Annotated in this window: 21 protein-coding genes and 2 pseudogenes; 14 read left to right on the forward strand and 9 right to left on the reverse strand. The window is 42.6% G+C overall.

All coding sequences use genetic code 11. The annotated features are described in order from the left end of the window. Positions 1–32: 32 nt before the first annotated feature. Complete coding sequence (locus tag A6755_RS03295; RefSeq protein ID WP_034311650.1) at positions 33–530, reverse strand: phosphatidylglycerophosphatase A family protein; 498 nt, start codon at positions 528–530, stop codon at positions 33–35. Between the two features lie 206 nt (positions 531–736). Here A6755_RS03295 and yutH point away from each other — a divergent pair, with 206 nt between their 5' ends. The 5 genes from yutH (at position 737) to thrB (ending at position 6,247) form a co-directional block, all read left to right on the forward strand. Beyond that, on the forward strand, positions 737–1,738 hold the full coding sequence (gene yutH / locus A6755_RS03300) for a spore coat putative kinase YutH (protein WP_063589766.1): 1,002 nt from the start codon (positions 737–739) through the stop codon (positions 1,736–1,738). 105 nt (positions 1,739–1,843) lie between these two features. Next, a complete protein-coding gene (locus tag A6755_RS27445) occupies positions 1,844–2,758 on the forward strand; it encodes a L,D-transpeptidase family protein (RefSeq protein ID WP_244889624.1) in 915 nt (304 codons plus the stop codon). A 191-nt stretch (positions 2,759–2,949) separates the two neighbouring features. Beyond that, the gene (locus tag A6755_RS03310) at positions 2,950–4,248 is read left to right on the forward strand and encodes a homoserine dehydrogenase (RefSeq protein ID WP_034310194.1); all 1,299 of its coding nucleotides are present in this window, start codon (positions 2,950–2,952) and stop codon (positions 4,246–4,248) included. Beyond that, positions 4,245–5,306 carry a threonine synthase gene (thrC, locus tag A6755_RS03315; RefSeq protein WP_063589767.1) on the forward strand — a complete coding sequence of 354 codons (1,062 nt, stop codon included), beginning with the start codon at positions 4,245–4,247 and terminating at the stop codon, positions 5,304–5,306. Before A6755_RS03310 ends, thrC begins: the two co-directional genes overlap by 4 nt. Continuing rightward, a complete protein-coding gene (gene thrB, locus A6755_RS03320) occupies positions 5,303–6,247 on the forward strand; it encodes a homoserine kinase (RefSeq protein ID WP_063589768.1) in 945 nt (314 codons plus the stop codon). Before thrC ends, thrB begins: the two co-directional genes overlap by 4 nt. 191 nt (positions 6,248–6,438) lie before the next feature. On the opposite strand, the gene A6755_RS03325 is transcribed toward thrB, so the two are convergent. Then, the gene (locus tag A6755_RS03325; RefSeq protein WP_034310199.1) at positions 6,439–6,675 is read right to left on the reverse strand and encodes a NifU family protein; all 237 of its coding nucleotides are present in this window, start codon (positions 6,673–6,675) and stop codon (positions 6,439–6,441) included. 164 nt (positions 6,676–6,839) lie between these two features. Between A6755_RS03325 and A6755_RS03330 the strand changes: the two genes are divergently transcribed. Beyond that, positions 6,840–7,169, forward strand: a complete 330-nt coding sequence (locus tag A6755_RS03330; protein ID WP_063574758.1) for a YuzD family protein — start codon at positions 6,840–6,842, stop codon at positions 7,167–7,169. Between the two features lie 71 nt (positions 7,170–7,240). Here the strand turns inward: A6755_RS03330 and A6755_RS03335 are convergent, their stop codons facing one another. Beyond that, positions 7,241–8,308, reverse strand: a complete 1,068-nt coding sequence (locus A6755_RS03335; protein ID WP_048687320.1) for an NAD(P)/FAD-dependent oxidoreductase — start codon at positions 8,306–8,308, stop codon at positions 7,241–7,243. A gap of 288 nt (positions 8,309–8,596) precedes the next feature. Here A6755_RS03335 and A6755_RS03340 point away from each other — a divergent pair, with 288 nt between their 5' ends. Further along, positions 8,597–8,833 (forward strand): YuzB family protein, encoded by a 237-nt coding sequence (locus tag A6755_RS03340; RefSeq protein WP_063589769.1) that lies wholly within the window; start codon positions 8,597–8,599, stop codon positions 8,831–8,833. Between the two features lie 3 nt (positions 8,834–8,836). Here the strand turns inward: A6755_RS03340 and A6755_RS28190 are convergent. After that, positions 8,837–9,498, reverse strand: a pseudogene (locus tag A6755_RS28190) (DUF2225 domain-containing protein); the annotation flags it as partial. A 295-nt stretch (positions 9,499–9,793) separates the two neighbouring features. On the opposite strand from A6755_RS28190, the gene A6755_RS03350 reads away from it, so the two are divergent. Then, entirely contained in the window at positions 9,794–10,156 is a 363-nt protein-coding gene (locus A6755_RS03350; protein WP_063589770.1) for a HesB/IscA family protein, read from the forward strand. 342 nt (positions 10,157–10,498) lie between these two features. Here the strand turns inward: A6755_RS03350 and A6755_RS27455 are convergent. Both A6755_RS27455 and A6755_RS03360 read right to left on the reverse strand, forming a co-directional pair. Next, positions 10,499–11,118: pseudogene (locus A6755_RS27455) on the reverse strand (NAD(P)H-binding protein). Positions 11,119–11,278: 160 nt separating this feature from the next. Further along, a complete protein-coding gene (locus A6755_RS03360; protein ID WP_034310210.1) occupies positions 11,279–12,271 on the reverse strand; it encodes an NAD(P)/FAD-dependent oxidoreductase in 993 nt (330 codons plus the stop codon). 474 nt (positions 12,272–12,745) lie between these two features. Here A6755_RS03360 and A6755_RS03365 point away from each other — a divergent pair, with 474 nt between their 5' ends. The 4 genes from A6755_RS03365 (at position 12,746) to A6755_RS03380 (ending at position 16,151) form a co-directional block, all read left to right on the forward strand. Next, a complete protein-coding gene (locus A6755_RS03365; protein ID WP_034310214.1) occupies positions 12,746–13,960 on the forward strand; it encodes an NAD(P)/FAD-dependent oxidoreductase in 1,215 nt (404 codons plus the stop codon). Positions 13,961–14,162: 202 nt separating this feature from the next. Beyond that, entirely contained in the window at positions 14,163–14,642 is a 480-nt protein-coding gene (locus A6755_RS03370) for an NUDIX domain-containing protein (protein ID WP_053537405.1), read from the forward strand. Positions 14,643–14,749: 107 nt separating this feature from the next. Further along, the gene (locus A6755_RS03375) at positions 14,750–15,067 is read left to right on the forward strand and encodes a YuiB family protein (protein WP_034310217.1); all 318 of its coding nucleotides are present in this window, start codon (positions 14,750–14,752) and stop codon (positions 15,065–15,067) included. A 391-nt stretch (positions 15,068–15,458) separates the two neighbouring features. Further along, positions 15,459–16,151 (forward strand): 3D domain-containing protein, encoded by a 693-nt coding sequence (locus A6755_RS03380; RefSeq protein ID WP_063589771.1) that lies wholly within the window; start codon positions 15,459–15,461, stop codon positions 16,149–16,151. A gap of 60 nt (positions 16,152–16,211) precedes the next feature. Here the strand turns inward: A6755_RS03380 and A6755_RS03385 are convergent, their stop codons facing one another. Beyond that, positions 16,212–17,000 carry a cobalamin-binding protein gene (locus A6755_RS03385; RefSeq protein ID WP_063589772.1) on the reverse strand — a complete coding sequence of 263 codons (789 nt, stop codon included), beginning with the start codon at positions 16,998–17,000 and terminating at the stop codon, positions 16,212–16,214. A gap of 9 nt (positions 17,001–17,009) precedes the next feature. Further along, the gene (locus A6755_RS03390) at positions 17,010–17,492 is read right to left on the reverse strand and encodes a divergent PAP2 family protein (RefSeq protein ID WP_034310222.1); all 483 of its coding nucleotides are present in this window, start codon (positions 17,490–17,492) and stop codon (positions 17,010–17,012) included. A gap of 270 nt (positions 17,493–17,762) precedes the next feature. Here A6755_RS03390 and A6755_RS03395 point away from each other — a divergent pair, with 270 nt between their 5' ends. Further along, on the forward strand, positions 17,763–19,268 hold the full coding sequence (locus A6755_RS03395) for a leucyl aminopeptidase (protein WP_034310224.1): 1,506 nt from the start codon (positions 17,763–17,765) through the stop codon (positions 19,266–19,268). Positions 19,269–19,331: 63 nt separating this feature from the next. On the opposite strand, the gene A6755_RS03400 is transcribed toward A6755_RS03395, so the two are convergent. Continuing rightward, entirely contained in the window at positions 19,332–19,703 is a 372-nt protein-coding gene (locus A6755_RS03400) for a YuzC family spore coat inner layer protein (RefSeq protein WP_052137354.1), read from the reverse strand. A 254-nt stretch (positions 19,704–19,957) separates the two neighbouring features. On the opposite strand from A6755_RS03400, the gene A6755_RS03405 reads away from it, so the two are divergent. Beyond that, on the forward strand, positions 19,958–20,707 hold the full coding sequence (locus A6755_RS03405) for a GTP cyclohydrolase II (protein WP_063589773.1): 750 nt from the start codon (positions 19,958–19,960) through the stop codon (positions 20,705–20,707). Positions 20,708–20,718 lie beyond the last annotated feature (11 nt).

The following is a 20,718-nucleotide window of genomic DNA, read 5'->3' on the forward strand; positions in this document are numbered from 1 at the left end:
CCTGGTTTTTTCATGTCGTCAATATCATTCGTTTATTCCGCATTTTCGGTTCTATGGGCAAGCCGGCTTGAAGCGGCAGCGGCAATTGCCCCAACGATATCATCTAAAAAGGTGTTCACCTTACCTGTGCTTTTATCGTTTAAATATTTTAAGATACCCGGCTTTTGTTTATCGATGAAACCATAATTGGTAAAGCCGATGGATCCATAAACATTCACAATTGAAAAAGCCAATATTTCATCGACCCCATATAGGCCTTCATCTATTTCAATGATGCTCAGCAGAGGCTCCTCGAGCAGTTTTTTCTCAGCCAGAATATCCAACTGTATGCCGGTAAGGATGGCATTTTGGACCTCGCGTTTTGAAAGGACACGTTCGACATTGTGAAGGCAATCGGACATTTGGAGATTTTCATGGTAGCCGGATTGTAAATACATGACAAGCTCAGCGATATCCTCCAATTTCACTCCTCGTTCAATTAGCCATTTCCGAGCTGTCTTTTCTGACATTGATTGTTCAATATTAGCCATTTCATCACCCATTTCTCTATATTTTAAAGGGATAGTTCTAATGCAGGTAGTTTGATTTGATTAAACTGAAAACCTATGGAGGATGTTTTGATTGGAATTTCTAATAAGGTTTCGATAATCATTCAGAAAACGGGTTATTCCACATATATATAAGTATATGATGTCCAATATTTCTATTATATCCATTTGATGAAGGAGGCCATTCCATGATAGAAGAAATCATTTTTAATAATTATGGCATACAGGTGGAGCTTGAAGAAGCCAATGTCAGGTTTCCAAGCTTCCGCTCAGGAAATAAGGTGTACAGTATCGTTCCCATTGAAAATATGGAGCAGGAGGAATTAGTGGAACGGTATAAAATGTCTCAACATCTGATTTCACAAGGTGATCGTCACGTATCCGCCTTTGTCCTTGCCAATCATGGAAGTTATGTTTCGGAAGCGGATGAACAATTATTCATCCTTCTCGCCAATCAGGCATTGGAAGGTCCGAGAAATTTCAATCCGGGAAGACGTCTGGCAAGATTCCATCAGCGTGGGAGAACGATTAATGAAACGATTCGAACTTGTTCAAGGATCGGTAAATGGAAAGAACTCTGGGAACAAAGGATCGATCAGTTAGAAAAGATTTGGCGGGATAAGCTCAACGCCCATCCTGATAACCAGTTTGAAAAATTATTTATAGAAACCTTTCCCTATTATATGGTCCTAGGTGAAAATGCGATTCAATATTTAGTCGACACGGAAATTGATGATACCCCGCAAATTGTCGATAGCGGAACGGTATGTTATGAACGTTTTTTACATGATACCTGGAAAAGCAATAAGTGGATGAAAAATCCGTTCGATTGGGTATTCGACCACGGAACCAGGGATGTCGCGGAATGGGTGAGGGAACATTATTTTCAAAATGTGCATACCCATCAGCGGGGCATTGGCCATTTCTTTCACGAATATCAGTCCATAGAACCCTTTTCCAGTTTTTCAGCCCGGTTGTTATATTCGAGGATGCTGTTTCCCATACATTATTTTGAAACGGTGGAAGAGTATTTCTCAAAAACGACGGAATCGAGGTCGAATGAATTGGAGGATAAAATAGCATCGATCACGAAATCCTCCCAACAATATGAGTCCTTCCTCAAACATTTTTATGAATTGGCAGAGGTCCCTGCCAAGCATTATGATTTGCCTAAAATTGACTGGATTTAGATAAAAACGGGAAAGAAATATGATTCATTCTTACTTACTATGTTATGATGATAACAAGATTTTTTAGAATAATTAGATATTTAATCACTGCGGAAGGATGGGATTATGAAAAGATTGATGATGGCCGCCGTTATAGCCTTTTTAATCATCCAAACGGCGGATCTTGTGAAAGCTGAATCGAAAACAAATTGCGAATCGACTCAATTCAAGATTGTCATGAAGTCTGAAGCGGATGTGAAAGAAAAGGCGTCGGCTGCCAGTAAAACGTTAAAAACGTATAAGAAAAATAAAGAATTATCGGCAAGCGGGAGAACTGGAAACTGGTATGAAATCTGTCACGCAAATAAGGCCGCATATATCAATATGGCAGATGTAAAAGAGGTTTTCAGTACTGATGAAAAAGCTCTTCTGAAGAAATTCGATAGGAGGGAAGGCGTTAACCAAGTTGTATCGGCGACAGGTAAATCGATGAGTGATACGAAGGTAACGATCCAAACTTATGAGAAGAAACAAGGGGAATGGCGCCGGGCATTGAAGAAGATGGAGGGTGTCATTGGGAAGAACGGCTTCACGAAGAGCAAAAAAGAGGGGGATGGGAAATCCCCGGTTGGAATTTTTTCCTTTGGTACGGCCTTTGGAAGCGAAACGAAGCCGGCCGGAATGAAAATGGGTTATAAGAAAACGACCAAATATGACTACTGGATTGATGATCAGACATCCAAGGATTATAACAAGTGGAAAACCTATAAAGGAAATCCTGCAGTTAAATGGAAGTCTTTTGAAAGAATGAATCATGAACTGTATAGGTATGGAGCGGTCATCAATTATAATACGGATCCCATCATAAAAGGAAAAGGCAGTGCAATCTTTCTCCATATATGGAGAGGGGGTACAAAACCGACGGCGGGATGTACAGCCACTGCCGAAAGCAATGTCCTCAGTTTACTGAAATGGATGGATCCCGTGCAAAAGCCACATATTGTAATGGGTACAAATGATTCATTGAAGAGCGTTAAGTAATAATCATCAAAATGGTTTTCCCATAAAAAAAATAAACGTTACCCGTTCTTACTCGTTCAAGGGATGGACGAAAAAAGTTCGTGCATCCATCTTTTCTAACTATTGATAATTATGTGAATTAAACTTATAATGTCTACTATACAAATACAAATGTTTTCTACAGGCAAACAGTTTTAAGGGGGAACCAAAATATGAAAGCCATCTCGATCGGTTTATTAGGGTTAGGTACAGTCGGATCAGGAGTCGTACAAATCATTGAAAGCCACCAGGACAAGCTCATGCATCAAGTGGGCTGTTCCATATCCATTAAGAAGATACTAGTGAAAGACACGACGAAGGAGCGGCTTGTCGCGGTCGAAAAAGGAATGTTAACGGACAATCCTGAGGATATCCTTTCGAATCCCGAGATTGATGTTGTAATAGAAGTGATGGGCGGAATCGAAGAAACACGCGGCTATCTAATAGAAGCGATAAAAAATAAAAAGCATATCGTTACGGCCAACAAAGACCTAATGGCTTTACATGGACCGGAACTGTTGGAATTGGCCACCGATAATCAATGTGACTTGTTCTATGAAGCAAGTGTTGCAGGGGGAATTCCGATTTTACGCGGTCTTGTCGATGGGTTATCTTCTGACCGCATCACGAAAATGATGGGAATCGTCAATGGAACGACAAACTTCATTTTAACGAAAATGAGCAAGGAAGGCAGAGCTTATGATGACGTATTGAAGGAAGCCCAGGAGCTGGGATTTGCTGAAGCCGATCCGACAGCGGATGTAGGCGGATTGGATGCGGCCCGTAAAATGGCGATCCTATCAACACTCGGGTTCTCAATGAACATTGGCTTGAATGATGTTGAGGTACAAGGCATTACCGAGATATCCGAAGAGGATTTGAGATATAGCAAGAAGCTTGGTTATACAATGAAATTGATTGGGGTCGCTTCCAGGGCAGGAGATAGGGTCGACGTAAGTGTCCAGCCTGCACTTCTTCCGGAAGCACATCCGTTGGCATCGGTAAATAATGAGTATAATGCTGTATACGTTTATGGGGAAGCCGTAGGGGAAACGATGTTTTACGGACCGGGGGCTGGCAGTCTTCCTACTGCGACTGCAGTCGTTTCTGATATGGTGACGGTCATCAAGAATATGAGGCTGGGCGTAAATGGCCGCAGTGCCGTTGCACCTCAATACCCGAAACAATTAAAAGATGCCACTGAAATTTTCGCTAAATTCTTCATTCGGTTACATGTTCAGGATGAAGTTGGCGTTTTAGCCAAAATCACGAATTTATTTGCCGAGCACGGGGTAGGATTCGATAAAATCCTTCAATTGCCGCTGGATGAAAAGGAATCTTCCGAAATCGTATTAGTTACGCATACTGCCACAAAGGCTGCATTTGAGCAAATAATACAGAAATTACATGATTACAATATGGTAAGAGAAGTGAAAAGCACATACAGAGTTGAAGGAGAGGACATCAAATGAGCTGGCAAGGACTTATAAGCACGTATAAAGATTTTTTACCCGTCAATGAAAATACGCCTGCACTAACCCTTTTGGAGGGCAATACACCTTTAATCAGACTGAATCGATTATCCGAAGAGTGGGGAATCGACTTACATGTAAAATATGAAGGGGCAAATCCAACTGGGTCATTTAAGGACCGCGGAATGGTCATGGCCGTCGCCAAAGCGATAGAAGACGGCAGCGACACGATCATCTGTGCATCCACAGGGAATACATCTGCAGCTGCAGCAGCTTATGCGGCCCGTGCCAACCTGCGCTGTATCGTCGTCATCCCGGAAGGTAAAATAGCCATGGGCAAGCTTGCCCAAGCCGTTATGTATGGAGCGGAAATCATCTCGATCGAAGGGAACTTCGACCAAGCTTTAAAGATCGTCCGTTCGCTTAGTGAGAGTTCACCGATAACTCTTGTGAATTCGGTCAACCCATACCGGATTGAAGGGCAGAAGACAGCTGCTTTCGAAATTTGTGATGCTCTCGGCTCCGCACCGGATATTTTGGCGCTGCCAGTCGGGAATGCAGGGAATATAACGGCTTACTGGAAAGGCTTTAAGGAATATAACGAATCGAAACAAACGGGCCTTCCTGAAATGAGAGGGTTCGAAGCTGAAGGAGCGGCTGCAATTGTCCGGGATAGCATTATTGAAAATCCAGAAACGATCGCAACGGCCATCCGGATTGGAAATCCTGCAAGTTGGAAGTTTGCTGTGGAAGCGGCAAATGAATCCAAAGGCAAAATTGATGAGGTGACAGACGAAGAAATTCTGGAAGCCTATCATTTCCTTGCTAAAAAAGAAGGGGTATTTGCAGAGCCGGCATCATGTGCTTCCATTGCAGGTATCTATAAACAATTAAAAAGCGGTGAAATCAAAAAAGGAAGTAAGATTGTTGCTGTATTGACTGGAAATGGATTGAAGGATCCGAATGTGGCAGTCAATACAAGCACGATTCAACCTACATTGCTGCCAATGGATGAAGAAGTCATTTTAGAACATCTGCAAGGTGTGAAACAGGCATGAGTGCGGAATCAGAGATGTTCTTGATCCGTGTACCAGCAAGTACGGCCAACTTAGGGCCAGGTTTCGATTCCATCGGCTTGGCGCTAGGACTTTACTTGGAAATACACGGATCTCCATCAGATCATTGGAAAGTCGTCCCGCTTTCAGAGGAAATGTCTGTTTTTCCAAGGGATGATAATAATTATATCGTCCAAATTGCCAAGGAAACGGCGGCCTCCTATGGAAAGGAACTTTCCCCATGCCGGCTTTTCGTCTCTAGCGAAATTCCACTGGCGCGCGGGCTTGGAAGCAGTGCATCTGCCATTGTGGCGGGAATTGAATTGGCAAACATCGTTGGTGAGCTTCATTTATCAAATGAGGAGAAGAATAGGCATGCTTCCCTCTTTGAAGGGCATCCCGATAATGCGGGGGCATCTGTGTATGGTGGATTGGTTGTGGGCATTCATACGGAGGAAAGGACGGATGTCGTGTCGTTTCCGATCGAGGGAGTTAAGGTGATCGCTGTCATTCCCCATTTTGAATTGCTAACTGAGGATTCAAGAAATGTCCTTCCGAATTCGCTTTCCTATAAAGATGCGATAAGCGGGAGTGCAGCCGCAAATGTAATGCTTGCAGGAGTTCTATCGAAAGATTGGAAACTTGTTGGTGAAATGATGCAAAGTGATCGTTTCCATCAGCCATATCGAGCGGAGTTGGTCCCTCATTTAGCGCTTATAGAAGAAGTCGTCCACAATGAAGGCGGATTTGGTGCGGCATTAAGCGGAGCAGGACCAACTGTTTTATGCTTGGCATCTCCAGAAAAAAGTGAAGGTTTGCTCACTGGATTGAAGGATAGATTTCCGGAATTCCATGTGAAGGAATTGGAAATCGATAATGATGGAAGTTATACTGCAATCCTTTCTGAACAGGAAAAAAAGGAATTGAAGTTTTTGAAATCGTGAGCCGTGTTCATTTGCCATATAAAAAAGCTGACCCGTGTCAAGCCGTATCAATTCATTTGATAGGGCAAAAGCCGAGTCAGCTTTATTTTTATTACAGTCCGCAAAAAAATTCCGGCCTGCATGAAAAAAGGTTGAACGTGTATAGATGAAGTGATCCTTCATCCATACGCTGCATGATATTTAAAGGGCTATTAGAAAACTTGTTCAACTTCCACTACACCAGGAACTTCTTCAAGAAGGGCACGCTCAATCCCAGCTTTTAGCGTAATGGTCGAACTAGGACAGCTTCCGCAAGCTCCTAGTAATCGTAATTTTACAATTCCATCTTCTACGTCAACTAGTTCACAGTCACCGCCATCACGAAGAAGAAACGGACGAAGCTTATCTAGGACTTCTTGAACTTGAACTTCCATTGTTTGTTCAGACATTGCAATCGACTCCTTTCCTAATCATATTATAATGCGAAGGTAATAAAAAATCCAACTGTAACTTTGCGGAAATATAATCTATATTATTCTGGTATGATGAAAACAGGTGAAGTTTTAAACATTATTCAAATGAAGCAACTATAATAAGCTGAAGGAGGAAGAGTATGGTAAGGAAAGATATTGAGATAGAAGTGTATGGAGCGGAGCAAATTTGCGCCAGTTGTGTGAATCTCCCCTCTTCGAAAGATACCTGCGAGTGGCTTGAAGCCGCTTTAACGAGAAAATTTCCTGAGCAGCCATTCAAAATATCCTATATAGATATGTATAACCCACCAGAAACATTGAAGCAAAAGAGCTTTGCCGAGAAAATGATCGAGGAAGATTTATTTTATCCACTGGTCCTCATCGAAGGTGAAATCGTTGCGGAAGGAAATGTCCGTCTCAAAAAAGTGGTGGAAACGATGGAGAAATATGGATACTCAGTGCGAGTGTGATATATAATGGAAGAAATAAGAAAAACTGACCCATGAATGGGCTGCATGCAGCTCATTGGGCCAGTTTATAATCAACCGTTATGGTATTTATACATCCACAGAATGCCTGATTTCATTAGGCGTGCCACTCTGCCGGTGATTGGGCGATTTGCAACAAGACCAAAACCTTGTTTCTTCCCAAGGGAACCTAATGTTCCTTTTAATTTCATGGTAGGGAAGCTTTCAGGAAGTGGTTCATTTGCCCATTTCTTCACAAGGACTTGGACGATTTGCTCAGCTTGGGACTCCGCTAATTGAGCACTAGGTGCATGAGGCAGGCTCGCACAGTCGCCGACTACAAAGATGCTGTCATCATTAGGAAGGAAATGCTGAGGAGTCAGAACGGCTCTTCCTTGACGGTCTTTTTCAATATCCATATCGCGGATGATCTTGCTTGGCTGAATTCCAGCTGTCCATACGATGACGTCGCTTTGAACGGCTTCGTCGCCATTGTAAAGAAGGTTTGGTTCAACTTTCGTAATATTTGAATGATGGACGATTTCGATGGTATGTTTATCGAACCATGATTCGACAAAAGTACTTAATCTTTCTGGGAAAGCAGATAGAATATGCGGTCCACGGTCAAATAGCTTAACGTTTAAATCTGAACGGCTTTCAATCAATTCACTTGCAAGCTCAACACCGCTCAGTCCGCCACCAACGATAGAAACGGTTGCACCGGCACCTAAATTATTCAAAGCTGAATATGTGCGGCGTGATTTATCAATTGTTTGGATACTGTAAGTGTGTATGTCTGCACCAGGAATATCGTGGTATTTGTCTTCGCAGCCAAGGCCAATGACTAAATCATCATAAACGACAGGATCTTGATTTTCTATAATGACCTGTTTATTTTCCATGTCGATGGAAAGTACTTCTCCGTATACGTTCTTCAAGCGAGGATGTTCAGGAAATGCAACACGGATGTGCTGATCTGGAATGGTACCTGCTGCTAAAGCATAATATTCCGTTTTTAAGCAGTGATAAGGATTACGGTCGATAAGCGTGATGCTCACATTTTCAGGAAGCTGATTAGGCAGCAATCTTTGCAACATGCGCATACCACCATACCCGCCACCAAGTATGACTAGATTCTTCATATGATTTTTTCCCCTTTATTTGATCTCTTGAAAAATTTGATTAGCACTTAACTATAGGATTCCCCCAAATGGTCCCCTTAAAAGTTTAATTAAATATATATACCCCAATTTGTAGTAAGAATAAAAAATTAGATAATTTTCTTTTTTTACGTACCCCGACAAAAGTATAACGAATATAAAAGGAAATCACAACCGATATCTTGAAATAGGCTTATTTTTTATGCGTAAATATTGACTGTTAATGGGAAAAGTAATAAGATGAGTTGTTAGTAACTGTGAGGTGAAACAATGTACCCGATTATTGAATTTTGCGTAAGCAATCTAGCCAGCGGGGCTCAGGAGGCTCTCGAAAGATTGGAGCGGGATCCGAATTTGGATATCATAGAATATGGTTGCCTGGGACATTGCGGCAGATGCTCCAGTAACTTATATGCACTTGTAAACGGTGAAGTGGTTTTTGGTGACACAACGGATGAATTGGTAGATAAAATATATAAGTACATTGATGAATTTGAAATGTCTTAATCATCACGGCGGATAAAAGGCTGTTCCTGGAAGGGACAGCCCTTTTTTTATCAGTGCTGCAGCAAAGGGTGGATTGTTTCCTGGGTCCGTTTGAATTCCTGAAAGCGGTGTCTGGCCATCTGGATGAGAGAGGCTTTCCGGGCATTTTTTGGGACACGAATGGAAAGTACTTGATGGCTGCCTTTCCTGGCCTGTCTTCCATAAGATTTCCCCAGCGAGATATAGGATCCTGGCTTCGGATACCTGGGTGACGCTGAAGTCCCCTGTTGAATACGATGCTTCGTATTCCTCTAGGGCGAACTTTAAAATATTTCTTCTTGTTCCTTGATTTGGTTTTATCCTATATAACCAGGCTATCCGTAAACAGATTCCAGCAAAGATTATATGTTTTTCCTTTTTTAAAGCTCCGCAATAACTCGCCAGCTTGTATGTATTGATCGCGTCTTTAATGGATCTTTCCTTGTTAAAATGATGGGGAACCCATGGGAGCTGACTTTTTCCAAAATGATTTCCATTGTAGTGGGGGGGGGGTACCGGGAAAAATCCGCGGAATATGAAAAGCCGCAGTGAGAGCATACAAAAATATTATAGTAAAGTGAGTTTACGGCTGAATCAGCATGAATGGAACAAAAGTCCGTGTCATATTTAGCAACTTTTACAAAACGTGACCGTACCTTTTAATTGGATGATTTTTGTTTGCATAAAAGGCATTCCATGATTTTGTCATATAGAGGATATATACTTTCGATGGTGATTACCTCTTATTGTATTTTAGGATTGGGTTCAACGAATTGGCCCATTATACCTATACCTATTGTTATAGACTAATTTTAGTTGGTAAAATAGGTGGGGGAATATGAATTTTTCCAAGCTGGAAAATTGAGCGCGGGAATTTCTTTGGTATATACTATAAAGAGAAATGGTTCTATCTCACATATTCAGAAGAAGGAGGAATTTATTGTGAGTGAAGTTGTTCAAATAACGGAAGCTGCCGCTTTTCAGATAAAAGAAATGATGAAACATAATGGTGAAGAGGGTTCCTTTTTAAGAGTGGCCGTTAAAGGCGGAGGCTGCAGTGGATTATCCTACGGAATGGGCTTTGAACAAGAGCCCGGAGAAAAAGATAGCCAGTTGGAACAGTTTGAAATTAAGATCCTTGTTAATTCCGAGGATGCAGATATATTGAATGGAACGGTAATTGATTATAAGCAAACGATGATGGGCGGAGGCTTTACGATCGAAAACCCAAATGCCATCGCTTCATGCGGTTGCGGGTCTTCCTTCAAAACGGCTAAAAATGCCGGTACGCCGGAGAACTGCTAAGTAAACTCCAATACATGGAAAAGGGGGCACTTTAATAAGTGCCTCCTTTGTTTGTTTTTTACAAGAGGGATTAGGATGGTCTCATCCTAACACGAGACTAGATTATCCTTACTGTTTTTTATTGTAAATGAAGAAATTTGCGACACTCCTGCCGAATAACTGGCTAGCCAAGACCAAACAGACGCTTGGCAAACAGTCGGCGGAAAGGGAGCGGATTTCTGAAATCAACTACGTTTTTTAAAAAAAACGGTAGGCAAACATGCTTTTCTTTGAATGTTTCTACAGTCTAGTCCAGGGGGCAATTTAACAAGTGCCCCTTTTCCATACTGCCTTACATATTGTTCAGGGCCTCCTTGATTGGGAGGGTGCCGCTGAATATCTCGAATGTTTTATGGAACGTTTTTTCCTCTGTGACAGATTGGGCAAGAACGGTGCGACATCGGCTCTTGGAATGGACTTATCAGTATGATCCACTTTCTCATCCGCAAAGATTGTGCCAATCGCTTGTTCATTTGTCAAAGTAACCGGCCGGACAATCGTGTATGTAAGCCCGCTTGCTTTAAATGTTCATCGGCATCATGTTTTGCTTCAAGATAATGGTGCATTTCTTCTTGGGCTTGTTCCGGATTATCAGAACCGACTGAGCTTAACATGACAAAACGTTCGAACCCTTTCTTTTTGGCGGCATCAACCAGTTTAATGGCACCATTCTTATCCACAGCTGTCGTTTTATCCGGCCCAGTTTCGGGTCCGGATCCGGCGGCAAAAATGATGGCTTCCATGTTATCCACTGCTTTATCCACATTTCCCTCTAAATCTGCAAGATTGGATGCCCGCCGAGTTCTTTTATCGTTTGAGCTTGTTCCTCTTTCCTTGTCATCCCGTATACGGTCAATTGCAATTTTTGATAATTCCCCAATGATCTGCTTTCCGGTCGTGCCGTTAGCCCCTGCAATTAAAATATTCTTGGATGCATTCCCCTTTCATGGCTTCTCCTACTCTTTACCCAATATAATGACAAGGGTAAGCACTGTGGATAACTAATTGAAAAAACTTATCCACAATCATCGAATTGGGGACAAAAAAAAACCGGCCATGAAAGCCGGTTTTTGCGTAATATAATTAAAACATGGAAGAACTGTGCATCGGCTGAACTTTTGCTTTTGGGTCAATATATTGTTTGGCATGATTGACGGCAGTGGGTGCCTCACCAAAACCACTGGCAATCAATTTTACTTTGCCATCATAGGTTGCAATATCGCCTGCTGCATAAATCCCCGGAATATTCGTTTCCATTCTGGAATTCACCAAAATGCTGTTCTTCTGGATATCAAGTCCCCATTCCTTAATGGGACCAAGAGAAGAAACGAAGCCGTAATTGACGATGACTGCATCTACATCCATCGTCTCTGTATCGTCACCATTTGTATCCTTGATGACAATTGTATGGATACGTCCGTCTGTACCAATCAACTCTGCAGGTATGTATGGAGTCTTTATTTCCACTTTTGAATTTTTAAGTGTTTCTACACTATGTTCATGGGCACGGAACTTATCCCTTCTGTGAATGATGCTCACTTTCTCGGCAATCGGCTCCAGCATTAAGGCCCAGTCCACTGCTGAATCCCCACCGCCGAAGACGACCACTTTTTTGCCGGCAAAATGATTGAGGTCATCGATGAAATAGTGAAGGTTGCCGTTTTCATATTTTTTTGCATCTTCAATTTCGATGCGGCGGGGTTGGAAAGCCCCATTTCCAGCTGTGATGATAATCGTTTTGGAGTAATGGATTTCTTTATCAGTCGTTAACTTGAACACTCCATCGGCTTGCTTTTCCACTTCTTGAACGGCTTGCTCCAGGACGACATCCTGTTCGAACTTTGCCATTTGTTCTTTCAAATTATTCACTAGCTCCTGAGCTCGCACTTTTGGGAAACCAGCGATATCATAGATGTATTTCTCAGGATAAAGGGCCGACAATTGTCCGCCTAATTGTGGCAGGCTCTCGATGATTTTTACGGATGCCTGTCTCATTCCTCCATAAAATGCAGTGAATAATCCAACCGGGCCTCCGCCAATGATTGTAATATCATAAACTTTTTCATTAACTTCCAACGTTATCCCTCCGATATACTAGGTTTGCTGAAATTTATTCTCTTATTTTAACATAGATGATCTTTTAAAAAACGGAGAAAGTTAGAAAAGTGGGAAAGTTTTGACTATATTTGCGCAGTTTCCTGATGGATGTTCTGTATCCGCTTTCAAATCCGGGTGAAATTACCCTTTGCCAATGTTGAGCATATCGTATAAATATGGTCGCAACTGGGTGAAAAGTAATGTTTTCCGGCTATATTTTAACCCGAAAAAGTTCGGTTTGTTACTTGAAAAAGGTAAGGAAAAAGACTAATATTTACTTAGATATCATTTGGTAAATTTTTTATGAATTTTTTATGACATTTATGAAGTGTTACGTGAAATACGTCACAAATGTATAAGAGTGCTTTTTATAATGGAAATTATAAAGATAGACAATATATTTTAGTTATGGAAAGCATCACAAGAAAATATCGTAAAGGTGGAAGAATACTTTTGAAAAAGCCAACAATCGTTGTTTTAGGAGCAGGTTATGGTGGATTGATGACTGTTACTCGCTTACAGAAGGCGTTAGGTCAAAATGAAGCAGAAATCGTATTAGTTAACAAAAATGATTACCACTATGAAACAACATGGCTGCATGAAGCATCCGCTGGAACGCTTCATCATGATCGTGTGCGCTATCCAATCAAAAGTGTCATTAACAGCAAAGTTAAATTCATCCAGGATTCCGTTTTGGAAGTGAAAACGGAGAACAAAAAAGTCATCCTTGAAAACGGCGAAATTTCTTATGATTATTTAGTGATTGGTCTTGGACCTGAATCGGAAACATTCGGAATCCAGGGGCTAAAAGAATATGCTTTCTCTATCTCTAACGTGAACACGGCACGTAAAATCCGTGACCATATCCAATTGCAATTCGCGACGTACAGTACTGAGGTCGAAAAGAATGAAGACCGCTTGACGATCGTTGTTGGAGGAGCAGGATTTACGGGTATCGAATTCCTTGGCGAATTGGCTAACCGTGTCCCTGAACTTTGTAAAGAATACGACATCGATTTCCAAAAGGTCCGCATGTACTGTGTGGAGGCAGCTCCAGCCGTCCTTCCTGGCTTCGATCCGGAATTGGTGGATTATGCAGTATCTTACCTTGAGAAAAAAGGTGTGGAATTCAAAATCGGCACACCGATCAAGGGGGCGACTCCTGAAGGCATCATCGTGGCGAAAGGCGAAGATGAAGTGGAAGAAATCAAAGCGGGCACCGTTGTATGGGCAGCTGGCGTACGTGGAAACTCCGTGATAGAAGCTTCCGGTTTTGAAGCTATGCGCGGACGTATTAAAGTGAACCTTGACATGCGGGCACCGGGGCATGACGATATCTTCATCGTAGGGGATTGCGCTTTGATCATCAACGAGGAAATTAATCGTCCATATCCACCTACTGCACAAATAGCGATGCAGCAAGGTGAGGTCATTGCAAAGAACCTGACTAAATTGGTTCGTAACGAAAGCGACCTGGAAACGTTCACCTTCGAAAACAAAGGAACGGTATGTTCACTCGGTGAAGATAATGCGATTGGTGTTGTCTTCGGCAAGAAAGTTACAGGTAAGACTGCATCATTCATGAAGAAAATGGTTGATAACAGGGCATTGTTAATGATTGGCGGAGCCTCACTTGTTGCTAAAAAAGGTAAATTCAACGTTCTTTAATTTTTTTGATAGATCAATAATGGCCATTTGGGGATTGTCCCTGAATGGCTTTTTCATTGGCATCCCATCCATCGATGAGTGTGTCATAGCGGAGTATGCAATTTTTTTGTGTGGAATATAATGGGGATGACGAAGTTTGATCAAGGAAATTATCTTTGGCATCATCTTTACTAAATAATGAATGTAGGGGAAGTGGGTTTTGGTGGAACGTTGCAAAAATGTTTGGCTGGCAGTGTCCGGCCTTGTGATATCGGATAAAGGTGAGTGGCTTGTCGTGAACAAAAGGTATGGCGGATTGAAAGGGCAATGGTCGCTTCCGGCAGGTTTTGTCAAAAATGATGAAACCGTCGATGAAGCTGTCGTAAGGGAAGTGCTGGAGGAGACGGGCATTCATACAGAAATCGAAGGCATCGTAGGAGTGAGAAGCGGAGTCATCAAAGGGGATATAAGTGATAATATGTTGATATTTTTACTTAAACCGCTCAGTTTTGAAGTAAATGCTCAATTGGATGAATTATATGAAGCTAAATTTTATCACCCTGATTTACTCATGAAGGAAGGGAAGCAATCGTTGCTATTGGAACAGCTTTTAGCTTTTAAAAAGGAAAGAATGCAGACGATGCTTGACGGGTTGAATCCGGGAGATCAATTTGGATATACATCATATAAACTATTCTTGTAATTTGGGTAATTATCTTTTCTTCGGTATTATTTGGTATAAGTCGTTGACGCAGCAATTATTTTTTCAGTAAACTAAAGGTGTCGCTTTTAAGGAGGGTCAAGAATAACATGCCATTGCCTGTTTTAATTATCTCAATACTCTTATTTTTCATATTGTTTTTCGGAATTGGCTTTTTGCTGAATATGCTCTTTCGTTCTTCGTGGATCATGGTCTTCTTATTTCCAATCGTCTTCATCATCATTGTCAATGAAACAAAGCTAATAGAATATTTTAGGAATCCGGGAATATCTTTTTCCAATCTTGGTACGAACCTTACATCCCTGCATACGGCAGACATCATTATTTTATCAAGCGGGCTGCTTGGTGCGGTTTTAGCTGGTGTGGTCATCAGGATTCTAAGGAATAAAGGATATCAAATGTTTTAATAAGGGAAGGGCCGTCATGTATGGACGGTCCTTTTTGTTTTCGCATACTTTGTTGCTATTCACTAAGTAGTGCGGTGTGGTTGATTTCCCCTCCAGATGCTCGCTTTCCGCTGTTCCCGCATGAGTCTCGCACTTCCGCTCCAGATGCTCGCTTTCCGCGGGGCGGTGAGTATCCTTGGCGTAAACCCTGTGGGGTCTTCACCTGTCCCGCTGCTCCCGCAGGCAGTCTGGCACTTCCGCTCCAATCAATCGAATAGTTTCGTTTTATAAACAACGATCTTTACGAAAAGAGCCTTTTTTGTAAGAAAAATTGGTTCTTTCCATGCTTTATGAATACTTTCACTCCGTAAAGGGAACAAATATCCTTGTGAGAGGAGTGGAATTGATACATATGAAGATTGTGAAGGCATTATTTTTGAGGGTTGCTATTATCATATTATTTATCCTGGCCATCGAATCGACCTTGAATCATGTTTTTGGGGCAGTTCCTGAAGATCATCCTTTTGAAGAGGCAATGAGACAACATCGAATGCTTGGTCTCGAATATAAAGCGATTTATAGTGGGGGGCAAGTGGCAACGCTAATGGCATCGGCATCCGCGAGCAATGGTCCCACGACGATAGCGGAGGCAATCGAGCTTTCGAAATACCCGAAGCATGAAGTTTTGGCTACAGGATATACAGCAGGGTATGAATCAACCGGAAAGTACCCGGAAAGCCCATCTTATGGAATTACATATTCAGGGGTGAAAGTGAAACGGGATCTGTTTTCCACCATTGCCGCCGATCTTGCCGTATTCCCTCTCGGAACCATCCTTTGGATTCCGGGCTATGGATATGGGGTTGTAGCGGACAAGGGTGGTGCGATCAAAGGGAATCACCTGGATCTATACTACGAAACGGTACAGGATGTGTACGAGAACTGGGGAAAGAAAACCCTTGAAGTATATGTTGTCCAAAAAGGGAACGGCGAGTTATCCGAACAACAGTTAAGCAGGTTGAATGAAACCAAGATCAAGCAGGTATTCAAGCCGAAAATCGCTGAGAAAACATTGAATGAGAATGTAGCTTCCTTTGCTTTTTAAAGAGGAAAGTGAAAGGCTGCCTCAATTGAGGCAGCCTTTTCTGTTTCATTTGGGACGCCCTTAGGGCATGCCTTTGTAGGCTTCAGGATGCAGAGTCTTTGCCAATATGGACAGCCCATCCAGCAAACGCGGGGAAGGCCGGCAGAATAAAGGTTCTTCCATGATATGAATACGGTTATTCCGGACGGCCTTCATATCAGTCCACCCTTGCCGTTTCTTGACAAGCGCAGGGTTTACTTTACGTAAAGGGACACCGACCCATGCTAAGCAAATATGGTCGGGATCCTTTTTTTGGACCTCTTCGGAAGTAACTTGAATGCTTGCCATGTCGACATCCTCGAAAAGGTTATATCCTCCCGCAAGCGTACTGATTTCGGAAAGCCAATTAACTCCCCCGGGGCTGAATAAGGGATTAGGCCACCATTCCCAATACAGGGACGGCTTTGTTTCGATTTTATCGGCGATGTTTTTATATTGAAGGATGGCATCACGGAATTTGGCAGCCTGTTCCTCTGCTTTTTCCTTAAGATCCATCGCCTCGCCCAAGGTCAGTAAATCTTTTGCGATATCTTCAAGCGATTGCGGGTTGAAGATGATATGGGGGATGTTCCGTTCTTTTAGCCCCTCAATGTTTTTTTCCATACCCGGTACACTCAGTGAAGCCAGCACCAAATCGGGTTTTAGTGATTCCACATGATCGATATCGATTGATAAGTCGGGCCCCACCTTAGGAAGATGCTGTAGGGTTTCAGGCCAATCAGAGTAGTCATCGATGGCGATCAGCTGATCTTCGATTCCTAGATATGTGCATAGTTCCGTATTGCTGGGGCAAAGAGAGATTATTTTCAAATTGAACACCTACCCTTGAAAGATGAAAAAGTGAAGTGCCAATGCAATGAATACCCCGGTCAAGGCTCCGAAAAATACCTCGATTGGCTTATGGCCCAACAGTTCCTTTAATTGCTGCTGTTTCTGTTTATCAGCTTTTTTCTGCCAGTTCTTTGCTTGCTCGACAAAGGTATTGAAGTCGGTAACGAGCTGGTTCAAGACGGCTGCCTGTTCTCCTGCCTGCCGTCTCACTCCTGTCGCGTCGAACATCGTGATGATTGCAAAGATCGCGGCAACGGCAAATACAGGGGAATCCATTCCGGTTTCGATCCCTACCGCCACGGTCAGGGCTGATACGGCCGCAGAGTGGGAGCTTGGCATACCGCCTGTGGAGTTAATGAGTGACCAGTTCACTTTACGAAATGCTATGAAGTGGATTGGCACTTTGATGAATTGAGCAAAGAAAATGGCAATCAATGCTGCGATTAAAGGGAAGTTGAGTAATAATTCCAAGAGTATCAGCCTTCTTTCTAGTTATAAGTAAAGATGAAATCCATATATGGGTAAATGCATCCTGTTCGGAATAAGGCCCTTATTATTAGTTCCATTCAGTCCTGTCGATTCCCTGCCGGTATAGGTATAAATATGATCTTTCTTATACTATTACTCTAAAGTCACCCATTCTAAACAATATACCTTGTTATTATTATTTTCGCGGACCTTATTCGAAAATTTTTGAAGATTTCGTTATAATGAATGTAATAGAATGGAGGAGGTAGCAGAATGTTCACAGTAAAAAATTCCTTAAATATTGATTTGATTGATGAATGCCTGATTCTAGGCGTATTTGACAGACCCGTAAAGTTCACAGGGATAGGAAAAGAAGCGGATGAACGATTGGATGGCCAGCTGACAGAGTTGGTGAAAGCCGGGGAAATCTCTTCCAAGAAAAAATCAGTGGTCAAAATACATACATTAGGTAAATTAAGCGTAAAGAGATTGATTTTTGTAGGATTGGGCAAGGAAAAGGAGCTATCTTTTGAAACGCTCCGCGAAGCGTTAGGAAAAGCGCGTAAGACGATTAAAGAATCCAAGATTACGACACTTTCGATCGCGTTGGATACATTCACGACTGAAAATCTGGATGCATTGGACGCAGCCCATGCTTGTTCCGAGGCTTTTGAACTTGCTTCCTATAAGTTTGACGGATACAAGCAAAAATCGAACCAGGTCGAAAAAAGCCTTGAATCGATTACGGTTTACAGTGAATTTGATCAAGAAGAGGTCGGTGCCGCGCTTCATGTAGGGAGGATATTCGGAAGGGCGACGAACTCAGCGAGAACTTTGGTCAATACACCAGGCAATTTGCTGACTTCCACGGATTTGGCGGATTATTCATCTGCCTTGGGCGAACGTTATGGGTTTGAAGTGGAGATCCTCGAGAAGGAGGACATGCTCAAGTTGGGAATGGGCGCACTCCTTGCTGTCAATAAAGGTTCGGTCGAGCCTCCGAAAATGATCGTCCTGAAGTATCAAGGTAAGGATGAATGGAAGGATGTTATCGGGTTGGTCGGTAAAGGGATCACATTCGATACGGGTGGATACTCATTGAAAACGAAGGCTGGTATCGTTGGAATGAAGACGGATATGGGCGGTGCGGCAGCCGTTTTAGGTGCAATGGAAATCATCGGCGAATTGGGACCGGACCAAAATGTCGTGGCGGTCATTCCTTCCACCGATAACATGATCAGCGGTGATGCATTCAAGCCCGATGACGTGATCACTGCCATGAGCGGCAAGACGATAGAGGTATTGAACACGGATGCGGAAGGCCGTCTGGTTTTGGCGGATGCCATGACTTACGCTAAACATCATGGTGCTGACTATCTTATTGACGTTGCGACTTTAACGGGTGGTGTCATAACGGCGCTGGGCATGGATATGACGGGTGCAATGACAAATGACACGGAATTCTATGAACAAGTGGTCAAAGCCTCAGAGGAGGCCGGGGAGCCCATTTGGAGATTGCCGATTACGGAAAAGGATAAAGAGCGGGTACGCAATAGTAAAATAGCGGATTTGAATAATTCACCTGGAGGGGCGGGACATGCAATCATGGGCGGCGCCTTCATCGGTGAATTTGCCGAAGACACTCCGTGGGTCCATCTGGATATTGCCGGAACTTCCACAACCTCGAGCAACTCCGAATTGTGCACATCGGGGGCTACCGGTGTCATGGCACGCACGCTTGCACTATTGGTTGAAACCTTTGAAACGAAAACAAGATGAACCCAAATATCCGAAGCCGAAAATAGGCTTCGGTTTTTTTACCAAAAAGGTGTTGGACGGACGTTATGCATCCCTCCATTTCAAGCTGACGATGATATGGCAATTTTCTTCCCCTGCTTTAGGATAGAAATCAAAACGGATCCCATCGGGGTTATACGTGATATCAGGTTCGTTCTTAATTCCTATCTTTCGGATCATATCGATCACGACATTTTTTTGCGATGCTTGGGCAGCAGTCATCAACCGGTTCGAGAAAGGCTTGGATGTGGCTATAGTATCCATGACTTTTTTTACATCAAGCATCAAAGATTGCGAGGTCTTTGCCGATTTGACTAGCAGATCTGGATTGGTTGCCAAGTAGGGACGCAATGTCCGATTCCTGGCGTGAGGCGGAAATAGGATAGGATCATATAAAAAATAAGGGAAATCCTCCAAAAGGTTTCCTTCCTTTCATTAGGTCTGTCTATAGACACGTTTTCGTTATACGTTAAAATATGTATAAAGGCCAGCCGATATGATAGCGGTTTTTGAATGACCTTTTTCTGCAAAATAACTTCTTGAAAATTATGATCAAAGACACACTATTATTTGTAAACTGCTTCATTGACAGGTATAGTGTATAGTAATATACTTACTTACCTAAAGTAAGGAGAAGGCACACTATAAATTATAAAATAGGTGATGTTAACATGAAAATAACCCAGGAAACAAAAGACCTTTTAATAGATAAAATGAATATCATCCAAACCCTCGGTAAAGCTGATATATGCCTTGTGGGACCTGTGAACCTGCCGGTTGAACAAGGAGATTTCTCAACAGTTTTCCAATGGTATACATGGCTTCAGCTTGACGGTGCGGATAATGACAAGGATACGGTGCTTGATTCTCTTTCGGAAGCGAACCTCGCTTTTGGACAGCAATCCTCCGTATTGGTTTATGGTGATTTTGAAAAGTCGGAGGATGCACTTGTCCGGATGCATAGCATCTGCCACACAGGTGATATCTTCGGCAGTAAACGCTGTGATTGCGGCTACCAGCTCCACCAATCGATGAAGATGATAGCCGAGCATGGGTGCGGGGCCATTTTTTACCTTGCGGACCATGAAGGAAGAGGGATTGGCCTATTTTCCAAATCTCTTGCCTATTTGCTTCAGCAGGAAGGTTATGACACGGTCGAGGCGAATGAGGCTTTAGGATTCGAAGATGATACGCGATCTTACGAGGGAGCCATTCGCGTATTGAGGGAACTGCGTAAGGATCCGGTTACTTTAATCACGAACAACCCCAAAAAGCTGGATGCCCTCATGAAGCATGGACTTGCGGCAAAGGACCATATTCCGCTATGGGGCGGTTTGACGGAAGATAATAGTTTCTATCTCGATACAAAGGTCAAGAAGTCTGGACATATTCCCAAAAAGAAGCCAACTTTGATTGTATAAGGAGAGCTATA

The organism is Peribacillus frigoritolerans (assembly GCF_001636405.1).
GTDB lineage: Bacteria > Bacillota > Bacilli > Bacillales > DSM-1321 > Peribacillus > Peribacillus frigoritolerans.

Bases quoted from the DNA above. Each gene is read 5' to 3' on its own strand.
- A6755_RS03295 (WP_034311650.1), bottom strand. From the start codon at position 530: ATGGCTAATATTGAACAATCAATGTCAGAAAAGACAGCTCGGAAATGG.
- yutH (WP_063589766.1), top strand. From the start codon at position 737: ATGATAGAAGAAATCATTTTTAATAATTATGGCATACAGGTGGAGCTT.
- A6755_RS27445 (WP_244889624.1), top strand. From the start codon at position 1,844: ATGAAAAGATTGATGATGGCCGCCGTTATAGCCTTTTTAATCATCCAA.
- A6755_RS03310 (WP_034310194.1), top strand. From the start codon at position 2,950: ATGAAAGCCATCTCGATCGGTTTATTAGGGTTAGGTACAGTCGGATCA.
- thrC (WP_063589767.1), top strand. From the start codon at position 4,245: ATGAGCTGGCAAGGACTTATAAGCACGTATAAAGATTTTTTACCCGTC.
- thrB (WP_063589768.1), top strand. From the start codon at position 5,303: ATGAGTGCGGAATCAGAGATGTTCTTGATCCGTGTACCAGCAAGTACG.
- A6755_RS03325 (WP_034310199.1), bottom strand. From the start codon at position 6,675: ATGTCTGAACAAACAATGGAAGTTCAAGTTCAAGAAGTCCTAGATAAG.
- A6755_RS03330 (WP_063574758.1), top strand. From the start codon at position 6,840: ATGGTAAGGAAAGATATTGAGATAGAAGTGTATGGAGCGGAGCAAATT.
- A6755_RS03335 (WP_048687320.1), bottom strand. From the start codon at position 8,308: ATGAAGAATCTAGTCATACTTGGTGGCGGGTATGGTGGTATGCGCATG.
- A6755_RS03340 (WP_063589769.1), top strand. From the start codon at position 8,597: ATGTACCCGATTATTGAATTTTGCGTAAGCAATCTAGCCAGCGGGGCT.
- A6755_RS03375 (WP_034310217.1), top strand. From the start codon at position 14,750: ATGCCATTGCCTGTTTTAATTATCTCAATACTCTTATTTTTCATATTG.
- A6755_RS03380 (WP_063589771.1), top strand. From the start codon at position 15,459: ATGAAGATTGTGAAGGCATTATTTTTGAGGGTTGCTATTATCATATTA.
- A6755_RS03395 (WP_034310224.1), top strand. From the start codon at position 17,763: ATGTTCACAGTAAAAAATTCCTTAAATATTGATTTGATTGATGAATGC.
- A6755_RS03405 (WP_063589773.1), top strand. From the start codon at position 19,958: ATGAAAATAACCCAGGAAACAAAAGACCTTTTAATAGATAAAATGAAT.